This is a genomic window from Streptomyces katrae (assembly GCF_000717655.1).
GTDB lineage: Bacteria > Actinomycetota > Actinomycetes > Streptomycetales > Streptomycetaceae > Streptomyces > Streptomyces katrae_B.
Window position 1 is genome coordinate 80,479 of the sequence record NZ_JNZY01000017.1, and the last position, 22,574, is coordinate 103,052.

Below are 22,574 nucleotides of genomic sequence, written 5' to 3' on the forward strand. Positions count from 1 at the left end.
GCCGGGCGCCGCCGCCCGCGAAGGTGTCCACCGATGGGCCTGCGAACGTTCAGGGACCGGGCTCCGCACGGCCCTGGCGGGGCAGGTCCAGCGCCACCGCGACCGCCGAGTCGCAGTACTCCCGTACGGCACTCGTCCGGGCTACCACCCGGCCGCGGTGGATCACGATCCGGCTGTAGGCCAGGGACAGCACGCCCGAGATCCGGTCCCCCCGTACGGCGAGCAGCTCCGCCGGGAACCCGGCCTCCACCCGGACCTCCGGCAGGCCCATGGCCTCCCGGGCCTCGCCGCTGACCGACGCGTAGGCCTCGGCCGCCCGCAGCCCGCCCTGGGAGGCCAGCAGGAACGCGGCCTCCAGCGGGTCGCCGCGGCCGACCGGGTTCCCGGCGTCCCGCAGCGCCCCGCTGCCGGCCGCGACCCGGACCCCGGCGGCGCGCAGCAGCCGTACGGGCGCGGTGCGCAGGCCGCGCCGTTCCAGGGCCGCGCAGTCGCCCTGCGGCAGGCAGGTCACCCGTACGCCGGCCGCGGCCAGCTGGTCGGCGGCCCGGTGCGCCACGTCCAGCGGGAGCCGCGAGAGCCCGCCGCAGGGGCCGATCGTCACCCCCGGGCGCAACCCGCCGGCCATCGCCGCGAGCCGGGCCAGGCGGCCGGGATCGTCACCGTCCGTGTGCAGGTCCACCGGGCAGCCGTGCTCGGCGGCGAGTTCCAGGACGGCCTCGAGGAAGCCCGTCGGGTCGGGGTCCAGGTCCGGGCAGCCGCCGATGACGGAGGCGCCCATCTTCACGGCGTCCCGCAGCATGGCGAACCCGTCGGCCCCGGCCATCCCGGTGAGGAGGCGGGGCACGGCGACGGCGGTCAGGTCGGTGAGCCCGCGCAGCGAGCGGCGGGCCTGGAGCACGGCCTCCATGGGGCCGAGGCCGTGCACGTCGCCGATGCGGACGTGGGAGCGCACGGCCGTGGCGCCGTGCCCGAGCTGGAGCAGGGCGGCCTCGGTGGCCCGGCGCTGCACCTCGTCGGGTGTGTACGAGACGGGCCCCTCGCCGTCGGCGGTCAGGGCGGTGTCCCCGTGTGCGTGCGGCTCGGCGGGGGCGGGGAGCAGGAGGTAGCCGCCGAGGTCCACCCGGGAGAGGGCGGGAGCGGGGAGGCTGCCCGCGGTGCCGACGGCCTGGATCCGGCCGCCGCCGAGCCGGACGTCGACCGCACGGCCGTCCGTGAGGCGGCCCCCGGTGAGCAGGAGGGTGGTGGACTCGGCGGCGGCCGCGTTCGCGTTGCCCGTCGGGCGCTGCGGCCCGTGACCCCCGCCTTCGCCGCGGCCCTTGCGCGGGGAGGAGGACGGCTGCTGCGGCTGGCTGTCGGACATCGCGCTCCTGCGGTGGCTCGGGCGGTTCCTGGGCCGGGTGGCCGCGGCCTGCGGCCCAAGATCACGCAGCGTGCTCAGAGCCTAGGGCGAAGGGCTCCCCGCTTCACGGAAGAGCGCAATAGTCGTACCGGTGTGGTGCCCCGTGCCGTGGCGCCCGCCTGCGCGCCCCTGTCGGCAGCGGGGGCGCGCCGATTCGGGTGCTCCACGTGCCTGCCGGGGGCAGCGGGTTTGTGAGCCCGGCCACAATCTGCCCCGAAAAGGGCTCCGGAGCCGCTTGGGGGCTGATCGGGAAAGGCGTGGCCGCCCCCTCGGAGGCCAGTCCCCGCAAAGGATTTGGGCGATGGGCAGGCAACCGTGTAATGTCTTCATCGCTCGCCCCAATAGCTCAGTCGGTAGAGCGTCTCCATGGTAAGGAGAAGGTCTGCGGTTCGATTCCGCATTGGGGCTCTGGTGAGAGAGGTTCCCCACCCTCGGGTGGGGAGCTGATCACATCAAAGCGGCGTAGCTCAGTCGGTAGAGCAAGCGGCTCATAATCGCTGTGTCACCGGTTCAAGTCCGGTCGCCGCTACCCACAGTAGCCGATTGCGGGGTCGGTCTCCCGATCGGCTACTCTTTTATGCGTTCATCCGTCCCATAGTCCGTCAAGGAGCACTCACGTGGCTGCCACCGACGTCCGCCCGAAGATCACGCTGGCCTGCGTGGAGTGCAAGGAGCGGAACTACATCACCAAGAAGAACCGGCGTAACAACCCGGACCGTCTTGAGATGAAGAAGCACTGCCCGCGCTGCAACTCGCACACCGCGCACCGCGAGACCCGCTGACCCCAGCGAAGTCTCGAATACAGGCACCGTCATGAGGTCGTCCCCTTCATCGGGGGGCGGCCTCGTGTCGTTTCCGTGACCGCCGGTTCGTGATCGTTTTTCGTGACCGTCTTTTTCAACAGGAGGTAGGGAGCCATGGCGCTCGACCAGTCCTTCGTGGGGCGTAGCTACCCGCCCACCGATCCGTACGAGGTCGGCCGGGAGAAGATCCGCGAATTCGCGGTTGCGGTGGGTGACGAGAATCCCGTCTACACCGACCCCGAAGCGGCCAAGGCGTTCGGCCACCTCGATGTGATCGCTCCGCCGACTTTTGTGTTTGCGATCACGTTCGCGGCCGCCGGCCAGGTCGTGGAGGACCCGCAGCTGGGTCTGGACTACAGCCGCGTCGTACACGGCGACCAGAAGTTCGCGTACTCGCGCCCCGTGCGTGCAGGGGACCGGCTCTCGGTGACCTCCACGATCGAGGCCGTGAAGTCGATGGCGGGCAACGACATCATCGACATCCGTGGCGAGGTCCACGACGAGACCGGCGAGCACGTGGTGACGGCGTGGACGAAGCTCGTCTCCCGCGCCCCCCAGGAGGCCTGAGATGACTGCGCAGATCAAGTACGCCGACATCGAGGTCGGCACCGAGCTGCCGGCGGCGTCCTTCCCCGTGACGCGGGCCACGCTCGTGAAGTACGCGGGTGCTTCGGGCGACTTCAATCCGATCCACTGGAACGAGAAGTTCGCCAAGGAGGTCGGACTGCCGGACGTGATCGCGCACGGCATGTTCACGATGGCCGAGGCGATCCGCGTGGTCACCGACTGGGTCGGTGACCCGGGAGCGGTCGTGGAGTACGGCGTGCGGTTCACGAAGCCGGTGGTGGTCCCGAACGACGACGCGGGTGCGGTGATCGAGGTCACGGCCAAGGTTGCGGCGAAGCTGGAGGACAACCGCGTGCGGGTCGACCTGACGGCGATGAGCGCCGGCCAGAAGGTCCTCGGCATGTCCAGGGCCCTGGTCGCCCTGGCCTGACCCATCCTCGGCGCGCCCACGTGCCGGCCGGGCCCCGCTCCCGGAGCGGGGCCCGACTTAAGGGCTTGCCAAGTTAGTGATTGAGCACTAACTTCGAATGCATGGCAAGGATGAGTGCGGACGAGCGGCGCGAGAGCGTCATCCGGGCGGCGGTGCACGAGTTCGCCCGGGGCGGCTACTACGGGACCTCCACGGAGGCGATCGCCAAGCGCGTCGGCGTCTCGCAGCCGTACCTGTTCCGGCTCTTCCCCAACAAGCCGGCCATCTTCCTCGCCGCCGCCGAGCGCTGCCTGCGCGAGAGCCGTGAGGTGTTCGCAGCCGCCGCCGAAGGACTCGAGGGCGAGGAGGCCGCGCACGCCATGGCCGACGCGTACGTCCGGCTCATCACCGAGGACCCGGACAAGCTCCAGATGCAGCTCCAGATGTACGTCACCGTCGCCGCTGCCGAGGCTGCCGGCGACCACCAGCTCGGTGAGCTCGTCCGCAAGGGCTGGATGGACCTCTGGGACACCGTCCGCGTGCCCCTCGGTGGCGATGTGAAGGAGACCACGACCTTCATGGCCTACGGAATGCTGATCAACACCCTGGCCGCCATGGGTTTCCCGCCCGGTCACCGGGTCTGGGAGGGCTTCTACCCCTCCGGCAGCCTCAAGGGCCCGGAGGGGCCGGGGGAGTGAGCCCCCGGCCGGTCCGGTCCGCACGCCCTGTGCGGCGGATTTTCATGGGCGCGAAAGTTAGTCAGCAATAACTAACAGTTCAGTTCTGACCCGCAGGGGGACATCGTGAACGGCACGCAAGGCATCCAAGACACCCGAGGAACCCGCGGCACCCAAGGCACCGCCCTCCGCGGACCCGCCGTCTGGGCCCTCGTCCTCACCTCCGTGGCCGGCTTCATGGCCGCCCTCGACAACCTCGTCGTCACCACCGCACTCCCCGCCATCCGCAAGGACCTCGGCGGAGCGCTGGAGGACCTGGAGTGGACGGTGAACGCGTACACGCTCACCTTCGCCGTCCTCCTCATGTTCGGCGCGGCCCTCGGCGACCGCTTCGGCCGGCGCCGGCTCTTCATGTCCGGCCTCGCGATATTCACCGGCGCCTCCGCCGTCGCGGCCCTCTCGCCCGGCATCAACGAGCTCATCGCCGCCCGCGCCGTCCAGGGCGTCGGCGCCGCGATCATGATGCCGCTCACGCTCACCCTGCTCACCGCCGCCGTCCCGCCCGCCCGCCGCGGCATGGCCCTCGGCATCTTCGGCGCCGTCGGTGGCCTCGCCGTCGCCAGCGGCCCGCTCATCGGCGGCACCCTCACCGAGCACATATCCTGGCAGTGGATCTTCTGGCTGAACATCCCGATCGGCCTGGCCCTGATCCCGCTCGCCCGCCTCAAGCTGACCGAATCCACCGCCCCCAACGCCCGTCTGGACGTGCCGGGCACCCTCCTCATCAGCGGCGGCCTCTTCGGCATCGTCTACGGCCTCGTCAACGCCAACGCCGACGGCTGGACCAGCACCCCGGTGCTCACCGGCCTGATCGCCGGCACCGTGCTCGCCGGCGGATTCGTCGTCCACGGCTTCCGCCACGCGAACCCGATGCTGCCGATGCGCCTCTTCCTGGGCCGCGGCTTCCTCGGGATCAACGCGGCCAGCCTGCTGATGTACCTGGGCATGTTCGGCTCGATCTTCCTGCTCAGCCAGTTCCTCCAGGGCGTCGCCGGCTACACGCCCACCCAGGCCGGGCTGCGCATGCTCCCCTGGACCGCCATGCCGATGATCGCCGCCCCGGTCGCGGGCATCCTCTCCGACCGGATCGGCGGCCGCCCCGTCGTCGCCACCGGGCTCGCCCTGCAAGCCCTCGGCCTCGGCTGGTTCGCGACGATCCTGAGCACCGACGTCTCGTACGCCGCCCAGCTCCCGGCACTGATCCTCAGCGGCATAGGCATGGGCCTGTTCTTCGCCCCCGCCTCCAACATCCTGATGTCCACGGTGTCCCCCGCCGACCAGGGCAAGGCCTCCGGCGCCAACAACGCCCTGCGCGAGGTCGGCGGCGCCCTCGGTGTCGCCGTCCTGGCCTCGGTCTTCTCCGCGCAGGGCGGCTACGAATCCCCCCAGGCCTTCACCGACGGGACCGTGCCCGCGCTGTGGATCGGCGCCGCCGCGGTGGCAGCGGCAGCCGCCTTCGCCCTCCTGGTGCCGGGCAAGGGAGCCCGCAAGGCCGCCGCCCCCGTCATCCCCGCCCCTGCCCCCGTCCTCGCCGACCAGGCCCCCGCCGCGCGCTGACCGGCACCGGACCGCAACAGAAAAGGAGCGCACGTCGTGCCCGACATCCCCTGGTCCACGCCCACCCCGCCCGCTCCCGAAGCCGAGGTCTACGTCATGGCCTCCCGCTTCGAGACCGAGACCCTCGCCGGCGCCTTCCGGTTCTTCCTCAAGTCGCCCGGCATCATCCGCCAGATCCGCTCCGCCCCCGGCGCCCACGGCGTCGCCCTGCGGGCCCGGATCTTCAGCCGGACCTTCCTGACCCTCTCCGCCTGGGAGGACCGCGACGCGCTCTACCGCTTCGCCCGCAGCGAGCCGCACCGCTCCAGCTCCCGCGCCGCCGCCGCGTTCATGAGGGAGTCGGCCTTCACCTTCTGGACCGCTCCGGCCGCCGCGCTCCCGATCACCTGGGCCGAGGCCGAGCGCCGGCTGGCCGAAGACGGCGGACGGGAAACCCGCTCGTGACGTACGGTCCGTGGCCCCGCAGGGATGCGAGGGGTACGGACCGTACTCTTGTCCACGTGCAGGAACTCCACGACGCCCCCCTCGCCCCCCTGACCACCTTCCGCCTCGGTGGCCCCGCCACCCGTCTGGTCACCGCGACCACCGACGCCGAGGTGGTCGACGCCGTCCGCACCGCGGACGAGAGCGGCACCCCGCTCCTCGTCATCGGCGGCGGCAGCAACCTGGTCATCGGCGACCGCGGCTTCGAGGGCACCGCCCTGCGCATCGCGACCACCGGCTTCCACCTGGACGGGACGCGGCTGGAGCTCGCCGCCGGCGAGAACTGGAGCGACGCCGTCGCCCGTACCGTCGAGGCGGGCCTGGCAGGCATCGAGTGCCTCGCCGGAATCCCCGGCTCCGCCGGCGCCACCCCGATCCAGAACGTCGGGGCGTACGGCCAGGAGGTCTGCGACACCATCACCGAGGTCGTCGCCTACGACCGCACCACCCGCGAGACGGTCACCCTCACCGCCGCCGAATGTGCCTTCCGCTACCGCAACAGCACCTTCAAGGACCAGCCCGACCGCTACGTCGTCCTCCGCGTCCGCTTCGCCCTGGAGGACGCGGGCGGCCTGTCCGCACCGATCAAGTACCCCGAGACCGCCCGCGCCCTCGGCGTCGGGGCCGGCAACCGCGTCCCGGCCGCGCAGGCCCGCGAGACCGTGTTGCGCCTGCGCGCCGGCAAGGGCATGGTCCTCGACCCCGCCGACCACGACACCTGGTCCGCCGGCTCGTTCTTCCACAACCCGATCCTGAGCGACGAGGCGTACGCCGCCTTCCTCGCCCGCGTCCAGGACCGGCTCGGTGCCGGGACCACCCCGCCCGCGTACCCCGCCGGCGACGGCCGTACGAAGACCAGCGCGGCCTGGCTGATCGACAAGGCCGGTTTCACCAAGGGCTACGGCACCGGCCCCGCCCGGATCTCCACCAAGCACACGCTCGCGCTGACCAACCGCGGCGAGGCCACCACCGAGGACCTCCTCGCCCTGGCCCGCGAGGTCGTCGCGGGCGTCCACGCGGCCTTCGGCGTCACCCTGGTCAACGAGCCGGTGACGGTCGGCGTCAGCATCTGAGGAGTCCCGGCCGCCATGCTCTGTCCACGGCACGGGGCCGGTACGGACCCCACCCGCCTGGTGGGACGCACGATCAGCAGGATCGTCGCGTCCTGGCACGTCTACGAGGGCGAGCGCTCCGAGGCACCGCTCGACGTCTGGCTGATCGACAGCGAGGGCGAGTCCACCAGGATCAGCACCGGGTCCGACGGGTGCCTCATCGTCGAATCCGCGCCGCCCCACGAGCCGTACGACATGGGGGAGTGGGGCCGGATCGAAGTCGGCGAGGACCTCGGCGACCACCCCTTCCTGCGGCACCTCGGGGACGAGGTGGCCACCGTGGCCGAGTTCGCGGCGCCGGAGACCGGGCGCACGCAGCTGGAGATCGGTTTCCCCGACGGCGACCGGGTACGGGCCGACTGCTGGGAGGGCGACCTTCGGCTCACGCGGTGAGGCTCAGGTGGCCAGCCAGTGGCCGATCCCGGCCAGCAGCTTGTCCTGCACGTCCTCCGGCGCCGCCGAACCGCGCACCGACTGCCGGGCCAGCTCGGCGAGCTCCGCGTCCGTGAAGGCGTGGTGGCGGCGGGCGATCTCGTACTGCGCCGCCAGCCGGGATCCGAACAGCAGAGGGTCGTCCGCGCCCAGCGCCATCGGCACCCCGGCCTCGAAGAGGGTGCGCAACGGGACGTCCTCGGGCCGCTCGTAGACCCCGAGGGCGACGTTCGACGCCGGGCAGACCTCGCAGGTGATCTGCCGGTCGGCGAGCCGCTTGAGCAGCCGGGGGTCCTCGGCGGCCCGTACGCCGTGGCCGATGCGGGAGGCGTGCAGATCGTCCAGGCAGTCCCGGACCGAGGCGGGTCCGGTGAGCTCGCCGCCGTGCGGGGCCGCGAGCAGGCCGCCCTCGCGGGCGATGGCGAAGGCCCGGTCGAAGTCGCGGGCCATGCCGCGGCGCTCGTCGTTGGAGAGCCCGAATCCGACGATGCCGCGGTCCGCGTACCGGACGGCGAGGCGGGCCAGCGTACGGGCGTCGAGGGGGTGCTTCATGCGGTTGGCGGCGATGAGGACCCGCATGCCGAGCCCGGTCTCGCGGGATGCCGTGTCGACGGCGTCCAGGATGATCTCGACGGCCGGGATCATGCCGCCGAGCAGGGGGGCGTAGGAGGTCGGATCCACCTGGATCTCCAGCCAGCCGCTGCCGTCCCGTACGTCCTCCTCGGCGGCCTCGCGGACGAGGCGCCGGATGTCCTCGGGCTCGCGCAGGCAGGAGCGGGCGGCGTCGTAGAGGCGCTGGAAGCGGAACCAGCCGCGCTCGTCGGTGGCGCGCAGTTTGGGCGGCTCGCCGGCGGTGAGGGCCTCGGGGAGGCGGACGCCGTACTTGTCGGCGAGCTCCAGGAGGGTCGACGGGCGCATCGACCCCGTGAAGTGCAGGTGGAGGTGGGCTTTCGGCAGAAGCGTGAGATCGCGTACGTGCTCCATCTGGTGATCCTGCCGTACCGATGCGCTCGGCGGGAGGGGGTTTTACCGATCGGGGGCTTGCGCGAACGTCTGCGCGAGGCGGGAGGCGGTGGCGGGGCCGATGCGCGGGGCCTGCCCGGGCGCCGCCCCGGACCCGCGCCGCAAACGCCGGCGGGGCCGAAAACAGGCGGAAATGCCGGAGCGGCGGCTCCCCGTGGGGGAACCGCCGCTCGGACCGGGCTGCGTACCGCCGGAGGCCTAGGCCTAGGCCTAGGCCTTTGCCTCGGAGAGGAGCTTCTGGACGCGGGAGATGCCCTCCACCAGGTCCTCGTCGCCCAGGGCGTACGACAGGCGCAGGTAGCCCGGGGTGCCGAAGGCCTCGCCCGGGACGACCGCGACCTCGACCTCGTCCAGGATCAGGGCCGCCAGCTCGACGGAGGTCTGCGGGCGCTTGCCGCGGATCTCCTTGCCGAGGAGGTCCTTGACCGAGGGGTACACGTAGAACGCGCCCTCGGGTGTCGGGCAGACGACACCGTCGATCTCGTTCAGCATCCGCACGATCGTCTGGCGGCGGCGGTCGAAGGCGGTGCGCATCTCGTGGACCGCGTCCAGGTTGCCGGAGACGGCGGCCAGCGCCGCGACCTGGGCCACGTTGGAGACGTTGGAGGTGGCGTGGGACTGCAGGTTGGTCGCGGCCTTGACCACGTCCTTCGGGCCGATGATCCAGCCCACGCGCCAGCCGGTCATCGCGTACGTCTTCGCGACGCCGTTGACGACGATGCACTTGTCGGCCAGCTCGGGCACGATCGCCGGGAGCGAGACGAACTTCGCGTCGCCGTAGACCAGGTGCTCGTAGATCTCGTCGGTCAGGACCCACAGGCCCTTCTCCGCGGCCCAGCGGCCGATGGCCTCCGCGTCGGCCTCGGAGTACACGGCGCCGGTCGGGTTCGACGGGGAGACGAACAGGACGACCTTGGTGCGCGCGGTGCGGGCGGCCTCGAGCTGCTCGACGGAGACGCGGTAGCCCGTGGTCTCGTCGGCGACGACCTCGACCGGGACACCGCCGGCGAGGCGGATCGACTCGGGGTAGGTGGTCCAGTACGGAGCAGGGACGATGACCTCGTCGCCCGGGTCCAGGATGGCGGCGAACGCCTCGTAGATCGCCTGCTTGCCGCCGTTGGTCACCAGGACCTGCGACGCGTCGACCTCGTAGCCGGAGTCGCGCAGCGTCTTCGCGGCGATCGCGGCCTTCAGCTCGGGCAGGCCCCCGGCCGGCGTGTAGCGGTGGTACTTCGGGTTGCGGCAGGCCTCGACCGCCGCCTCGACGATGTAGTCCGGGGTCGGGAAGTCGGGCTCGCCCGCACCGAAGCCGATGACCGGGCGCCCGGCGGCCTTGAGGGCCTTGGCCTTGGCGTCCACGGCGAGGGTGGCGGACTCGGAAATGGCGCCGATACGGGCGGACACCCGGCGCTCGGAGGAAGGCGTTGCAGAGGTCATGCGGCCAATCGTCCCAGACGCCCCAGAGGCGCCGCACACCGTTCCGGTCATCGGACGGAGCAGCCGGAAATGTGCTCTGTTCGACGTCAGGGCCCGGACCACGTACACTCACCTGTCGTTGGACCCCGCCGGTCACTCCAGAACGCGAGCACTCCGTGCACCCGTCTGGATGCGGTAGGTTGGGGGACGCAAAGGGTCGTAGCTCAATTGGTAGAGCACTGGTCTCCAAAACCAGCGGTTGGGGGTTCGAGTCCCTCCGGCCCTGCTCCACACTCCTTCTCGGACGTGTGCGCAGGTACGTACTTCGATGCAACGCCGTGCGGCGCAACCGGGCGCGGCTACGGCCACGACCCGGATTCAGGTGAGAGACGTGACGGACGCCCTGGGCTCCATCGACATGCCTGACGCCGAGGACGACACCCGCGAGAAGAAGGCCCGGAAGGGCGGCAAGCGCGGGAAGAAGGGTCCTCTGGGCCGGCTTGCACTGTTCTACCGCCAGATCGTCGCGGAGCTCCGCAAGGTCGTCTGGCCGACGCGCAATCAGCTCACGACGTACACCACCGTGGTGATTGTCTTCGTCGTCATCATGATCGGTCTGGTGACCGTGATTGACTATGGGTTCCAGGAAGCCATCAAGTTCGTCTTCGGCTGATCCCCGCGGAGGGCGGCGCCTTGATGGGTGCCGCCCGTTTTCGCATGTTCGACCACCTTTTGTATCCAGGAAGAAGCAGCCACCGTGTCTGACCCGAACCTGAACGCGAGCCACGACTCCGTCGAGTCCGTCGAGGACGCGCTCGACATCGTCGAGGCGGCAGACGCTGTGGACCCGGACGAGGTCGAGCTCGCCGACGCCGAGGCCGGTGTCGCCGCCGAAGAGGCCGCGCTGCACATCGAGGACGAGGTCGACGCCGAGTCCGAGGACGACGCCGAGGTCGAAGAAGCTGCCGACGAGGTCGAAGAGGCCGCCGAGGCGACCGAGGCCGCGGACGAGGCCGAGGCCGAGCCCGCCGAGCCCGTCGATCCCATCCAGGCCCTGCGCGAGGAACTGCGCCTCCTGCCCGGCGAGTGGTACGTGATCCACACCTACGCGGGCTACGAGAAGCGCGTGAAGGCCAACCTGGAGCAGCGCGCCGTCTCGCTGAACGTCGAGGAGTTCATCTACCAGGCCGAGGTGCCCGAGGAAGAGATCGTCCAGATCAAGAACGGCGAGCGCAAGAACGTCCGGCAGAACAAGCTGCCCGGCTACGTTCTCGTCCGCATGGATCTGACGAACGAGTCCTGGGGCGTCGTCCGCAACACGCCCGGTGTCACCGGCTTCGTCGGCAACGCGTACGACCCGTACCCGCTGACCCTGGACGAGATCGTCAAGATGCTCGCCCCGGAGGCGCAGGAGAAGGCCGCCAAGGCCGCCGCGGAAGAGGCCGGCCTGCCCGCGCCCGCCGTCAAGCGCACCATCGAGGTCCTGGACTTCGAGGTCGGCGACTCGGTCACCGTCACCGACGGCCCGTTCGCGACGCTGCAGGCGACCATCAACGAGATCAACCCCGACTCGAAGAAGGTCAAGGGCCTCGTCGAGATCTTCGGCCGCGAGACTCCGGTCGAGCTCAGCTTCGACCAGATCCAGAAGAACTAGCTGATCTTCTGAAGCAAGCTTCCGGACAGGTCAGATCGCCCCGCAAAGGGCGGTCTGACCTGCTCGGTTTTTAGCCCCGCTCCGATACCCGTTATCGTGGTGCGGTATGCCTCCATCCGGATGACCGGATCGGCGGCGAAAAACTCTCACTAGGACCCGGAGAGAGCAATGCCTCCCAAGAAGAAGAAGGTCACGGGGCTTATCAAGCTCCAGATCAAGGCCGGTGCGGCCAACCCGGCTCCGCCGGTCGGCCCCGCGCTCGGTCAGCACGGCGTCAACATCATGGAGTTCTGCAAGGCCTACAACGCCGCGACCGAGTCGCAGCGTGGCATGGTCGTGCCGGTGGAGATCACGGTCTACGAGGACCGCACCTTCACCTTCATCACCAAGACTCCGCCGGCCGCGCGCCTGATCCTCAAGGCCGCGGGCATCGAGAAGGGCTCCGGCGAGCCCCACAAGACCAAGGTCGCCAAGCTCACCGGCGCCCAGGTCCGCGAGATCGCCGAGCTGAAGATGCCCGACCTCAACGCCAACGACGTCGACGCCGCGATGAAGATCATCGCCGGCACCGCGCGTTCGATGGGCGTCACGGTCGAAGGCTGATCCAGCCACCCCAGCACCACCAGTGGTAGGACCAAGCGCTGGTCCGCACCACGACTCCATGCCTGAAGCCGAAATACAGGAGCAGAAGTGAAGCGCAGCAAGACTCTCCGCGCTGCGGACGCCAAGGTCGACCGGGAGAAGCTGTACGCCCCGCTCGAGGCCGTCCGTCTCGCCAAGGAGACCTCCACGACCAAGTTCGACGCCACCGTCGAGGTCGCCTTCCGCCTGGGTGTCGACCCGCGCAAGGCCGACCAGATGGTCCGTGGCACCGTGAACCTCCCGCACGGCACCGGTAAGACCGCCCGGGTCCTGGTCTTCGCGACCGGTGACCGTGCTGCGGCCGCGGAAGCCGCCGGCGCCGACATCGTCGGCGACGACGAGCTGATCAACGAGATCGCCAAGGGCAACCGCCTGAACGAGTTCGACGCGGTTGTCGCCACCCCGGACCTCATGGGCAAGGTCGGCCGCCTCGGCCGCGTGCTCGGTCCGCGTGGCCTGATGCCGAACCCGAAGACCGGCACCGTCACCATGGACGTCGCCAAGGCTGTCACCGAGATCAAGGGTGGCAAGATCGAGTTCCGTGTCGACAAGCACTCGAACCTGCACTTCATCATCGGCAAGGTCTCCTTCACCGATGAGCAGCTGGTCGAGAACTACGGCGCGGCCCTGGACGAGATCCTTCGTCTGAAGCCGTCCGCCGCCAAGGGCCGCTACGTCAAGAAGGCCGCCCTGAGCACCACGATGGGCCCCGGCATCCAGCTGGACTCGAACCGCACCCGGAACCTCCTCGTCGAGGAAGACCCGGCCGCTGTCTGAGCCCCACGCTGAGCCTCCGGCTCACCTGAGTGGCTGAAACGGGCCCCTCGCCCCCTCACAGGGCGGCGAGGGGCCCGTTTTCTTGCTTGCCGGGGGCCTCGGGGCGGCCTCGGGAGGCCCCGGTCGCTGACCGATTTGCCTGACCGGTGCCGGGTCACGTAGTCTTCACCAGAAGCCAAAGACCGCTGGTCGTTGCCGTGCCCGCAAGGGTTCGGTGGCCGAAGGATCCGCTGACTGCGGACGACCCGCGTAGGTGACTGTGGAAGGTTCCCGGGATTCATTCCGGTTGAGCCACGCCCTGGCGCCTGCGCCGGGGCGTTTCTTATTTCAGCCCCTTCTGAGCGGTCCTCATCACCCGGAAGGAGGCGAACGCACCATGCCGACGCCCAACAAGGCTGCATCGGTAGCCGAGCTCAAGGACGCGTTCCAGAGCTCGAACGCCGCCGTGCTGACCGAGTACCGGGGTCTCACCGTCGCGCAGCTCAAGACGCTGCGTCGCTCCCTCGGTGAGAACGCCCAGTACGCCGTGGTGAAGAACACGCTGACCAAGATTGCGGCCAACCAGGCCGGGATCACCGCGCTGGACGAGCACTTCGCTGGTCCGACCGCGGTCGCCTTCATCACCGGTGACCCGGTGGAGTCGGCGAAGAGCCTGCGTGACTTCGCCAAGGACAACCCGAACCTCATCATCAAGGCGGGTGTCCTTGATGGTAAGGCGCTCACCGCCGATGAGATCAAGAAGCTTGCGGACCTCGAGTCCCGCGAGGTTCTGCTCAGCAAGCTGGCCGGCGCGTTCAAGGGCAAGCAGTCTCAGGCTGCCTCGCTCTTCCAGGCGCTGCCGTCGAAGTTCGTCCGCACCGCGGAAGCGCTTCGCGTCAAGCTCGCCGAGCAGGGCGGTGCCGAGTAATTCGGCTCGCGCACTGATCCACGCCGCCTAGTGCGTGGGTCGTAGCGGGCCGTTACGCCCGCCTCTATATACATCCGGCACCTGCCGAATTAGTGGAAGGATCGCCCATCATGGCGAAGCTCTCTCAGGACGACCTCCTCGCCCAGTTCGAGGAGATGACCCTCATCGAGCTCTCCGAGTTCGTGAAGGCCTTCGAGGAGAAGTTCGACGTCACCGCCGCCGCGGCCGTCGCCGTTGCCGGTCCGGCCGGCCCGGGTGCCGCTGCCGAGCCCGAGGAGGAGAAGGACGAGTTCGACGTCATCCTCACCGGTGCGGGCGACAAGAAGATCCAGGTCATCAAGGTCGTGCGTGAGCTGACCTCCCTGGGTCTGAAGGAGGCCAAGGACCTCGTCGACGGCACCCCGAAGCCGGTTCTCGAGAAGGTCAACAAGGAGGCCGCCGAGAAGGCTGCCGAGTCCCTCAAGGCTGCCGGTGCGGCTGTCGAGGTCAAGTAACACCTCTGGGGCCTCCTGAGGCCCCAACCAAGGGCGATCACCCGTAAGGGTGGTCGCCCTTTGGCGTATCCGCAGTGCCTGACTTGCCCTGGTCTCGTTGGGGAGTAGGGTGATCATCGTTGCCCCGCGGCCGGGTCCGGAGATGATCCGCACGGAGCAGGGGGCCTTGACGAACGGCACGCGGCGCGCAATTCTCAGACCCGTTGCGGGATCGGTCCGCCCGATCCGGGATCCGGGACACGGATCCGGGATCCGAGGCATGGATCGGCTACGAAGAGGGCAGTACTGATACGCGCTCTGTAGGTACGAGCCGCAATGTTGGACGCAGGGTTGCAGGGTTGCAGGGTTGGTTTAAACGACATGGGGAAGGCCTGTTGCCGGTTTCCGGAAACCTGGTCTGGACATCAGTGAGCCAAGTGGCTACACTGACCCTTTGCGCTGCCTGTTAGCTGCCCCCTGCCCGTCGCCAGGGGCATGCCCACGCTCGAGCACACTTGATTGATACGCCCTGACCAGGCCTTACCGGCCGGATCAGGCGGGCCGTCTTCTGTGTCAGCTGGGACCGGTACGCGCGTAGTGAGTCCGAGCCCTCGGAAGGACCCCCTCTTGGCCGCCTCGCGCAACGCCTCGACCAATACGAACACCGGTGCCAGCACCGCCCCGCTGCGCATCTCCTTTGCAAAGATCAAGGAGCCCCTCGAGGTTCCGAACCTCCTGGCGCTGCAAACCGAGAGCTTTGACTGGCTGCTCGGCAATGCAGCCTGGAAGTCTCGCGTCGAGTCGGCGCTCGAGAGTGGACAGGACGTCCCCACCAAGTCCGGTCTGGAAGAGATCTTCGAGGAGATCTCGCCGATCGAGGACTTCTCCGGTTCGATGTCGCTGACGTTCCGCGACCACCGGTTCGAGCCGGCGAAGAACTCCGTCGACGAGTGCAAGGAGCGCGACTTCACGTACGCGGCGCCGCTCTTCGTCACGGCCGAGTTCACGAACAACGAGACCGGTGAGATCAAGTCTCAGACGGTCTTCATGGGCGACTTCCCGCTCATGACCAACAAGGGCACCTTCGTCATCAACGGCACCGAGCGTGTCGTGGTGTCGCAGCTCGTCCGTTCCCCCGGTGTCTACTTCGACTCCTCCATCGACAAGACGTCCGACAAGGACATCTTCTCCGCCAAGATCATCCCGTCCCGGGGTGCCTGGCTGGAGATGGAGATCGACAAGCGCGACATGGTCGGTGTCCGCATCGACCGCAAGCGCAAGCAGTCCGTCACCGTCCTCCTCAAGGCTCTCGGCTGGACCACCGAGCAGATCCTCGAGGAGTTCGGCGAGTACGAGTCCATGCGCGCCACCCTGGAGAAGGACCACACCCAGGGCCAGGACGACGCGCTGCTCGACATCTACCGCAAGCTGCGTCCGGGCGAACCGCCGACCCGTGAGGCCGCTCAGACGCTGCTCGAGAACCTCTACTTCAACCCGAAGCGCTACGACCTCGCCAAGGTCGGCCGCTACAAGGTGAACAAGAAGCTCGGCGCCGACGAGCCGCTCGACGCCGGTGTGCTGACCACCGACGACGTCATCGCGACGATCAAGTACCTGGTCAAGCTGCACGCGGGCGAGACCGAGACGGTCGGCGAGTCGGGCCGGGAGATCGTCGTCGAGACCGACGACATCGACCACTTCGGCAACCGTCGTATCCGCAACGTGGGCGAGCTCATCCAGAACCAGGTCCGCACGGGTCTGGCTCGTATGGAGCGCGTCGTCCGCGAGCGCATGACGACCCAGGACGTCGAGGCGATCACGCCGCAGACCCTGATCAACATCCGGCCGGTCGTCGCCTCCATCAAGGAGTTCTTCGGCACCAGCCAGCTGTCGCAGTTCATGGACCAGAACAACCCGCTGTCGGGCCTGACGCACAAGCGTCGTCTCAACGCCCTCGGCCCGGGTGGTCTGTCCCGTGAGCGGGCCGGCTTCGAGGTCCGTGACGTGCACCCGTCGCACTACGGCCGCATGTGCCCGATCGAGACGCCCGAAGGCCCGAACATCGGTCTGATCGGCTCGCTGGCCTCCTACGGCCGGATCAACCCGTTCGGCTTCATCGAGACCCCGTACCGCAAGGTCATCGACGGCGTCGTCACCGACGAGGTCGACTACCTCACGGCCGACGAGGAAGACCGCTTCGTCATCGCCCAGGCGAACGCCGCCCTGAACGATGAGATGCGCTTCACCGAGAACCGCGTGCTGGTCCGCCGTCGTGGTGGCGAGATCGACTACATCGCCGGCGGCGACGTCGACTACATGGACGTCTCGCCGCGCCAGATGGTGTCCGTCGCGACCGCGATGATCCCCTTCCTCGAGCACGACGACGCCAACCGTGCCCTCATGGGCGCGAACATGATGCGCCAGGCCGTTCCGCTCATCAAGGCGGAGGCGCCGCTCGTCGGCACCGGCATGGAGTACCGCTGTGCGGTCGACGCCGGTGACTCGATCAAGGCGGAGAAGGACGGTGTCGTCCAGGAGGTCTCGGCCGACTACATCACCGTCGCCAACGACGACGGCACGTACACCACGTACCGCGTCGCCAAGTTCTCCCGCTCGAACCAGGGCACCTCGGTCAACCAGAAGGTCATCGTCAACGAGGGCGACCGGATCGTCGAGGCCCAGGTCCTCGCCGACGGCCCGGCCACCGAAGAGGGCGAAATGGCCCTCGGCAAGAACCTGCTCGTCGCGTTCATGCCGTGGGAAGGCCACAACTACGAGGACGCGATCATCCTGTCGCAGCGCCTCGTGCAGGACGACGTCCTCTCCTCGATCCACATCGAGGAGCACGAGGTCGACGCCCGTGACACCAAGCTGGGCCCCGAGGAGATCACCCGGGACATCCCGAACGTCTCCGAGGAGGTCCTCGCCGACCTCGACGAGCGCGGCATCATCCGCATCGGTGCGGACGTCGTCGCCGGCGACATCCTGGTCGGCAAGGTCACGCCCAAGGGTGAGACCGAGCTGACCCCGGAGGAGCGCCTGCTCCGCGCGATCTTCGGTGAGAAGGCCCGCGAGGTGCGTGACACCTCGCTCAAGGTCCCTCACGGTGAGATCGGCAAGGTCATCGGTGTCCGCGTCTTCGACCGCGAGGAGGGCGACGAGCTTCCCCCGGGCGTGAACCAGCTGGTCCGCGTCTACGTCGCCCAGAAGCGCAAGATCACCGACGGTGACAAGCTCGCCGGCCGCCACGGCAACAAGGGTGTCATCTCCAAGATCCTTCCGATCGAGGACATGCCCTTCCTCGAGGACGGCACGCCGGTCGACATCATCCTGAACCCGCTGGGTGTCCCGTCCCGAATGAACCCGGGACAGGTCCTGGAGATCCACCTCGGCTGGCTCGCCAGCCGCGGCTGGGACGTCTCCGGGCTCGGCGAGGAGTGGGCCGAGCGTCTGAAGGTCATCGGGGCCGACCGCGTCGAGCCCGGTACCAACGTCGCCACCCCCGTGTTCGACGGCGCCCGCGAGGACGAGCTCGCCGGCCTGTTCGAGCACACCATCCCGAACCGCGACGGTGACCGCCTGGTCCTCCCGTCCGGCAAGGCGCGCCTGTTCGACGGCCGCTCCGGTGAGCCGTTCCCGGACCCGATCTCGATCGGGTACATGTACATCCTCAAGCTCCACCACCTGGTCGACGACAAGCTCCACGCTCGGTCGACCGGTCCGTACTCGATGATCACGCAGCAGCCGCTGGGTGGTAAGGCGCAGTTCGGTGGCCAGCGCTTCGGTGAGATGGAGGTGTGGGCGCTCGAGGCTTATGGCGCCGCTTACGCCCTCCAGGAGCTGCTGACCATCAAGTCCGACGACGTCACCGGCCGCGTGAAGGTCTACGAGGCCATCGTCAAGGGCGAGAACATCCCCGAGCCGGGCATTCCCGAGTCCTTCAAGGTGCTCATCAAGGAAATGCAGTCGCTCTGCCTCAACGTGGAGGTGCTGTCCTCGGACGGCATGTCCATCGAGATGCGCGACACCGACGAGGACGTCTTCCGCGCGGCGGAGGAGCTCGGTATCGACCTGTCCCGGCGCGAGCCGAGCAGCGTCGAAGAGGTCTGACGGGCCTGACGGGGGGCTCGCTCAAGAGCCCCCCGTCATCCCCGGGACCGTTCAGACCATGATTGAGACTCGACCCCGAAAGAGGGATTGACGCACAGTGCTCGACGTCAACTTCTTCGACGAGCTGCGGATCGGCCTTGCCACCGCGGACGACATCCGAACCTGGTCGCACGGCGAGGTCAAGAAGCCGGAGACCATCAACTACCGCACCCTCAAGCCCGAGAAGGACGGACTCTTCTGCGAGAAGATCTTCGGTCCTACCCGGGACTGGGAGTGCTACTGCGGCAAGTACAAGCGTGTCCGCTTCAAGGGCATCATCTGTGAACGCTGTGGCGTCGAAGTCACGCGCGCCAAGGTGCGTCGTGAGCGGATGGGCCACATCGAGCTTGCCGCTCCCGTCACCCACATCTGGTACTTCAAGGGCGTCCCGTCGCGCCTTGGCTACCTGCTGGACCTCGCGCCGAAGGACCTCGAGAAGGTCATCTACTTCGCCGCGTACATGATCACGTTCGTCGACGACGAGCGCCGCACCCGCGACCTCCCGTCGCTGGAGGCGCACGTCTCCGTCGAGCGCCAGCAGATCGAGAACCGCCGTGACGCGGACCTCGAAGGCCGTGCCAAGAAGCTCGAGACCGACCTGGCCGAGCTCGAGGCCGAGGGCGCGAAGGCCGACGTACGCCGCAAGGTGCGCGAAGGTGCCGAGCGCGAGATGAAGCAGCTCCGTGACCGCGCCCAGCGCGAGATCGACCGCCTCGACGAGGTGTGGGCCCGCTTCAAGAACCTCAAGGTCCAGGACCTCGAGGGCGACGAGCTGCTCTACCGCGAGCTGCGTGACCGCTTCGGCACGTACTTCGACGGTTGCATGGGCGCCGCCGCGCTGCAGAAGCGCCTGGAGTCCTTCGACCTCGAGGAGGAGGCCGAGCGCCTCCGCGAGATCATCCGTACCGGCAAGGGCCAGAAGAAGACCCGTGCGCTCAAGCGCCTCAAGGTCGTCTCCGCGTTCCTGCAGACCAGCAACAAGCCCAAGGGCATGGTTCTGGACTGCGTGCCGGTGATCCCGCCGGACCTGCGTCCGATGGTGCAGCTGGACGGTGGCCGCTTCGCGACCTCCGACCTGAACGACCTGTACCGCCGCGTGATCAACCGCAACAACCGTCTGAAGCGCCTTCTCGACCTCGGTGCCCCCGAGATCATCGTGAACAACGAGAAGCGCATGCTCCAGGAGGCCGTCGACGCGCTGTTCGACAACGGCCGTCGTGGTCGCCCGGTCACGGGCCCCGGCAACCGTCCGCTGAAGTCCCTGAGCGACATGCTCAAGGGCAAGCAGGGTCGATTCCGTCAGAACCTTCTCGGCAAGCGTGTGGACTACTCCGCGCGTTCCGTGATCGTCGTCGGTCCGCAGCTGAAGCTGCACCAGTGTGGTCTGCCCAAGGCCATGGCGCTGGAGCTCTTCAAGCCGTTCGTGATGAAGCGCCTGGTCGACCTGAACCACGCGCAGAACATCAAGTCGGCGAAGCGCATGGTCGAGCGCGGCCGCACGGTCGTGTACGACGTGCTCGAAGAGGTCATCGCCGAGCACCCGGTTCTCCTGAACCGTGCGCCCACGCTGCACCGCCTCGGCATCCAGGCCTTCGAGCCCCAGCTGGTCGAAGGCAAGGCCATCCAGATCCACCCGCTCGTCTGCACCGCGTTCAACGCGGACTTCGACGGTGACCAGATGGCCGTGCACCTGCCGCTCTCCGCGGAGGCGCAGGCCGAGGCCCGCATCCTGATGCTGTCCTCGAACAACATCCTGAAGCCGGCCGACGGCCGTCCGGTCACGATGCCGACCCAGGACATGGTCCTCGGTCTGTTCTTCCTGACCACCGACGGTGAGCTCCGTGACACCAAGGGCGAGGGCCGCGCGTTCGGCTCGACGGCCGAGGCGATCATGGCGTTCGACGCCGGCGAGCTCGCGCTGCAGTCGTCCGTCGATATCCGCTTCCCGGTGGGCACCATCCCGCCGCGTGGCTGGGTGCCGCCGGTCGCCGAAGAGGGCGAGCAGGAGTTCCAGCCGGGCGACAGCTTCCGTCTGCGCACCTCCCTGGGCCGCGCGCTCTTCAACGAGCTGCTGCCCGAGGACTACCCGTTCGTCGACTACTCGGTGGGCAAGAAGCAGCTCTCCGAGATCGTCAACGACCTGGCGGAGCGCTACCCCAAGGTCATCGTGGCGGCGACGCTCGACAACCTGAAGGCGGCCGGCTTCCACTGGGCGACCCGTTCGGGCGTCACCGTGGCCATCTCCGACGTCGTCGTGCCCGAGGCCAAGAAGGCCATCGTCGCGGGCTACGAGGCGATGGACGAGAAGGTCCAGAAGCAGTACGAGCGCGGTCTGATCACCAAGGACGAGCGCACGCAGGAGCTCATCGCGATCTGGACCAAGGCGACCAACGAGGTTGCCGAGGCGATGAACGCGAACTTCCCCAAGACGAACCCCATCTTCATGATGGTTGACTCGGGTGCCCGAGGAAACATGATGCAGATGCGACAGATCGCCGGTATGCGTGGTCTGGTGTCGAACGCGAAGAACGAGACCATCCCGCGTCCGATCAAGGCGTCCTTCCGCGAGGGCCTCACCGTTCTGGAGTACTTCATCTCCACGCACGGTGCCCGTAAGGGTCTGGCGGACACCGCCCTGCGTACCGCCGACTCGGGTTACCTGACCCGTCGTCTGGTGGACGTCTCGCAGGACGTGATCATCCGCGAGGAGGACTGCGGCACCGAGCGCGGTCTGAAGCTGAAGATCGCCGTTCGCGGCGAGGACGGCGTGCTGCGCAAGGCCGACGATGTCGAGACCTCGATCTACGCCCGCATGCTGGCCGAGGACGTCGTCATCGACGGCAAGGTCATCGCGCCGGCCAACGTCGACCTCGGTGACGTGCTCATCGACGCCCTGGTCGCCAACGGCGTCGAGGAGGTCAAGACCCGCTCGGTCCTGACCTGTGAGTCCGCGGTCGGCACCTGTGCCTTCTGCTACGGACGCTCGCTCGCCACCGGCAAGCTGGTCGACATCGGTGAGGCGGTCGGCATCATCGCCGCCCAGTCCATCGGTGAGCCCGGTACCCAGCTGACGATGCGTACCTTCCACACCGGTGGTGTGGCCGGTGACGACATCACGCAGGGTCTGCCGCGTGTCGTCGAGCTCTTCGAGGCCCGTACCCCGAAGGGTGTCGCCCCGATCTCCGAGGCCGCCGGCCGCGTGCGGATCGAGGAGACCGAGAAGACGAAGAAGATCGTCATCACGCCGGACGACGGCAGCGACGAGACGGCCTTCCCGATCTCGAAGCGCGCCAAGGTCATCGTGCACGAGGGTGACCACGTCGAGGTGGGCCAGAAGCTCACCGCGGGTGCCACCAACCCGCACGACGTGCTGCGCATCCTCGGCCAGCGTGCGGTCCAGGTCCACCTGGTCGGCGAAGTCCAGAAGGTCTACAACTCGCAGGGCGTGTCGATCCACGACAAGCACATCGAGATCATCATCCGGCAGATGCTCCGCCGCGTGACGATCATCGAGTCCGGCGATGCGGAGCTCCTGCCGGGCGAGCTCGTCGAGCGCTCGCGCTTCGAGACCGAGAACCGTCGTGTGGTCACCGAGGGCGGTCACCCCGCCTCCGGCCGTCCGCAGCTGATGGGTATCACCAAGGCCTCGCTGGCGACGGAATCCTGGCTGTCGGCCGCCTCCTTCCAGGAGACGACCCGAGTCCTGACGGATGCGGCGATCAACGCCAAGTCCGACAGCCTCATCGGCCTCAAGGAGAACGTCATCATCGGTAAGCTCATCCCGGCCGGTACGGGCCTCGCCCGCTACCGCAACATCCGGGTCGAGCCCACCGAGGAGGCGAAGGCCGCGATGTACTCGGCCGTCGGCTACGACGACATCGACTACTCGCCCTTCGGCACCGGCTCCGGCCAGGCTGTCCCGCTGGAGGACTACGACTACGGCCCGTACAACGGCTAACAGCTCGTAAGACGAAGCCCCCCGCTGCTCCGAGAGGAGCGGCGGGGGGCTTCGTCGTGTCCGGGGAGCCCGGGGG

The 22,574-nt window shown here is 68.6% G+C and carries 19 protein-coding genes and 3 tRNA genes; 19 read left to right on the plus strand and 3 right to left on the minus strand.

Annotation, left to right across the window (positions count from 1 at the left end; genetic code table 11):
• Nucleotides 1–49: 49 nt before the first annotated feature.
• Entirely contained in the window at nucleotides 50–1,360 is a 1,311-nt protein-coding gene (locus IF09_RS0121535; RefSeq protein WP_030298143.1) for an amidohydrolase family protein, read from the minus strand.
• A gap of 374 nt (nucleotides 1,361–1,734) precedes the next feature.
• On the opposite strand from IF09_RS0121535, the gene IF09_RS0121540 reads away from it, so the two are divergent.
• From IF09_RS0121540 to IF09_RS0121585, 10 genes are all read left to right on the plus strand, one after another.
• Nucleotides 1,735–1,807: transfer RNA gene (locus IF09_RS0121540), tRNA-Thr, on the plus strand.
• 48 nt (nucleotides 1,808–1,855) lie between these two features.
• Nucleotides 1,856–1,928 (plus strand) — tRNA-Met (locus IF09_RS0121545).
• A gap of 88 nt (nucleotides 1,929–2,016) precedes the next feature.
• On the plus strand, nucleotides 2,017–2,181 hold the full coding sequence (gene rpmG / locus IF09_RS0121550; RefSeq protein WP_003956487.1) for a 50S ribosomal protein L33: 165 nt from the start codon (nucleotides 2,017–2,019) through the stop codon (nucleotides 2,179–2,181).
• A 135-nt stretch (nucleotides 2,182–2,316) separates the two neighbouring features.
• Nucleotides 2,317–2,769, plus strand: coding sequence for a MaoC family dehydratase N-terminal domain-containing protein (locus IF09_RS0121555; RefSeq protein ID WP_030298148.1), 453 nt, complete (start codon nucleotides 2,317–2,319; stop codon nucleotides 2,767–2,769).
• Nucleotide 2,770: 1 nt separating this feature from the next.
• A complete protein-coding gene (locus IF09_RS0121560) occupies nucleotides 2,771–3,199 on the plus strand; it encodes a MaoC family dehydratase (RefSeq protein ID WP_030298149.1) in 429 nt (142 codons plus the stop codon).
• Between the two features lie 101 nt (nucleotides 3,200–3,300).
• Nucleotides 3,301–3,876, plus strand: coding sequence for a TetR/AcrR family transcriptional regulator (locus IF09_RS0121565; RefSeq protein ID WP_030298151.1), 576 nt, complete (start codon nucleotides 3,301–3,303; stop codon nucleotides 3,874–3,876).
• Nucleotides 3,877–3,999: 123 nt separating this feature from the next.
• On the plus strand, nucleotides 4,000–5,472 hold the full coding sequence (locus IF09_RS0121570) for a DHA2 family efflux MFS transporter permease subunit (RefSeq protein ID WP_030298153.1): 1,473 nt from the start codon (nucleotides 4,000–4,002) through the stop codon (nucleotides 5,470–5,472).
• A 36-nt stretch (nucleotides 5,473–5,508) separates the two neighbouring features.
• On the plus strand, nucleotides 5,509–5,916 hold the full coding sequence (locus IF09_RS0121575) for a DUF3291 domain-containing protein (protein ID WP_030298154.1): 408 nt from the start codon (nucleotides 5,509–5,511) through the stop codon (nucleotides 5,914–5,916).
• Nucleotides 5,913–7,028 carry a UDP-N-acetylmuramate dehydrogenase gene (locus tag IF09_RS0121580; RefSeq protein ID WP_267882163.1) on the plus strand — a complete coding sequence of 372 codons (1,116 nt, stop codon included), beginning with the start codon at nucleotides 5,913–5,915 and terminating at the stop codon, nucleotides 7,026–7,028. The genes IF09_RS0121575 and IF09_RS0121580 overlap by 4 nt, the downstream gene beginning before the upstream one ends.
• A gap of 15 nt (nucleotides 7,029–7,043) precedes the next feature.
• Nucleotides 7,044–7,460, plus strand: a complete 417-nt coding sequence (locus IF09_RS0121585) for a hypothetical protein (protein ID WP_030298156.1) — start codon at nucleotides 7,044–7,046, stop codon at nucleotides 7,458–7,460.
• A gap of 3 nt (nucleotides 7,461–7,463) precedes the next feature.
• Here the strand turns inward: IF09_RS0121585 and IF09_RS0121590 are convergent, their stop codons facing one another.
• The gene (locus IF09_RS0121590; protein WP_030298158.1) at nucleotides 7,464–8,483 is read right to left on the minus strand and encodes an adenosine deaminase; all 1,020 of its coding nucleotides are present in this window, start codon (nucleotides 8,481–8,483) and stop codon (nucleotides 7,464–7,466) included.
• A gap of 249 nt (nucleotides 8,484–8,732) precedes the next feature.
• Nucleotides 8,733–9,959 (minus strand): pyridoxal phosphate-dependent aminotransferase, encoded by a 1,227-nt coding sequence (locus tag IF09_RS0121595; RefSeq protein ID WP_030298160.1) that lies wholly within the window; start codon nucleotides 9,957–9,959, stop codon nucleotides 8,733–8,735.
• Between the two features lie 192 nt (nucleotides 9,960–10,151).
• Between IF09_RS0121595 and IF09_RS0121600 the strand changes: the two genes are divergently transcribed.
• The 9 genes from IF09_RS0121600 to IF09_RS0121640 all read left to right on the plus strand — a co-directional run bounded on the left by IF09_RS0121600 (nucleotide 10,152) and on the right by IF09_RS0121640 (nucleotide 22,498).
• A tRNA-Trp gene (locus IF09_RS0121600) sits at nucleotides 10,152–10,224 on the plus strand.
• Nucleotides 10,225–10,329: 105 nt separating this feature from the next.
• The gene (gene secE, locus IF09_RS0121605; RefSeq protein ID WP_030298162.1) at nucleotides 10,330–10,611 is read left to right on the plus strand and encodes a preprotein translocase subunit SecE; all 282 of its coding nucleotides are present in this window, start codon (nucleotides 10,330–10,332) and stop codon (nucleotides 10,609–10,611) included.
• 84 nt (nucleotides 10,612–10,695) lie between these two features.
• Complete coding sequence (gene nusG, locus IF09_RS0121610) at nucleotides 10,696–11,592, plus strand: transcription termination/antitermination protein NusG (protein ID WP_030298169.1); 897 nt, start codon at nucleotides 10,696–10,698, stop codon at nucleotides 11,590–11,592.
• Between the two features lie 168 nt (nucleotides 11,593–11,760).
• Nucleotides 11,761–12,195 carry a 50S ribosomal protein L11 gene (rplK, locus tag IF09_RS0121615; RefSeq protein ID WP_030154660.1) on the plus strand — a complete coding sequence of 145 codons (435 nt, stop codon included), beginning with the start codon at nucleotides 11,761–11,763 and terminating at the stop codon, nucleotides 12,193–12,195.
• Nucleotides 12,196–12,282: 87 nt separating this feature from the next.
• Nucleotides 12,283–13,011 carry a 50S ribosomal protein L1 gene (rplA, locus tag IF09_RS0121620; protein WP_030154662.1) on the plus strand — a complete coding sequence of 243 codons (729 nt, stop codon included), beginning with the start codon at nucleotides 12,283–12,285 and terminating at the stop codon, nucleotides 13,009–13,011.
• A 376-nt stretch (nucleotides 13,012–13,387) separates the two neighbouring features.
• Complete coding sequence (gene rplJ / locus IF09_RS0121625; protein ID WP_030008449.1) at nucleotides 13,388–13,918, plus strand: 50S ribosomal protein L10; 531 nt, start codon at nucleotides 13,388–13,390, stop codon at nucleotides 13,916–13,918.
• A 110-nt stretch (nucleotides 13,919–14,028) separates the two neighbouring features.
• Nucleotides 14,029–14,412: a 50S ribosomal protein L7/L12 gene (rplL, locus tag IF09_RS0121630; RefSeq protein ID WP_030298175.1), complete on the plus strand. Its 384-nt coding sequence runs from the start codon at nucleotides 14,029–14,031 to the stop codon at nucleotides 14,410–14,412.
• 606 nt (nucleotides 14,413–15,018) lie between these two features.
• Nucleotides 15,019–18,501, plus strand: coding sequence for a DNA-directed RNA polymerase subunit beta (rpoB, locus tag IF09_RS0121635; protein ID WP_030298176.1), 3,483 nt, complete (start codon nucleotides 15,019–15,021; stop codon nucleotides 18,499–18,501).
• A gap of 97 nt (nucleotides 18,502–18,598) precedes the next feature.
• On the plus strand, nucleotides 18,599–22,498 hold the full coding sequence (locus IF09_RS0121640; protein ID WP_030298179.1) for a DNA-directed RNA polymerase subunit beta': 3,900 nt from the start codon (nucleotides 18,599–18,601) through the stop codon (nucleotides 22,496–22,498).
• The last annotated feature ends 76 nt before the right edge of the window (nucleotides 22,499–22,574 follow it).

Bases quoted from the DNA above. Each gene is read 5' to 3' on its own strand.
- IF09_RS0121535 (WP_030298143.1), bottom strand. From the start codon at position 1,360: ATGTCCGACAGCCAGCCGCAGCAGCCGTCCTCCTCCCCGCGCAAGGGC.
- IF09_RS0121585 (WP_030298156.1), top strand. From the start codon at position 7,044: ATGCTCTGTCCACGGCACGGGGCCGGTACGGACCCCACCCGCCTGGTG.
- IF09_RS0121595 (WP_030298160.1), bottom strand. From the start codon at position 9,959: ATGACCTCTGCAACGCCTTCCTCCGAGCGCCGGGTGTCCGCCCGTATC.
- rplJ (WP_030008449.1), top strand. From the start codon at position 13,388: ATGCCGACGCCCAACAAGGCTGCATCGGTAGCCGAGCTCAAGGACGCG.
- rplL (WP_030298175.1), top strand. From the start codon at position 14,029: ATGGCGAAGCTCTCTCAGGACGACCTCCTCGCCCAGTTCGAGGAGATG.
- IF09_RS0121565 (WP_030298151.1), top strand. From the start codon at position 3,301: ATGGCAAGGATGAGTGCGGACGAGCGGCGCGAGAGCGTCATCCGGGCG.
- IF09_RS0121555 (WP_030298148.1), top strand. From the start codon at position 2,317: ATGGCGCTCGACCAGTCCTTCGTGGGGCGTAGCTACCCGCCCACCGAT.
- IF09_RS0121590 (WP_030298158.1), bottom strand. From the start codon at position 8,483: ATGGAGCACGTACGCGATCTCACGCTTCTGCCGAAAGCCCACCTCCAC.
- rplK (WP_030154660.1), top strand. From the start codon at position 11,761: ATGCCTCCCAAGAAGAAGAAGGTCACGGGGCTTATCAAGCTCCAGATC.
- IF09_RS0121560 (WP_030298149.1), top strand. From the start codon at position 2,771: ATGACTGCGCAGATCAAGTACGCCGACATCGAGGTCGGCACCGAGCTG.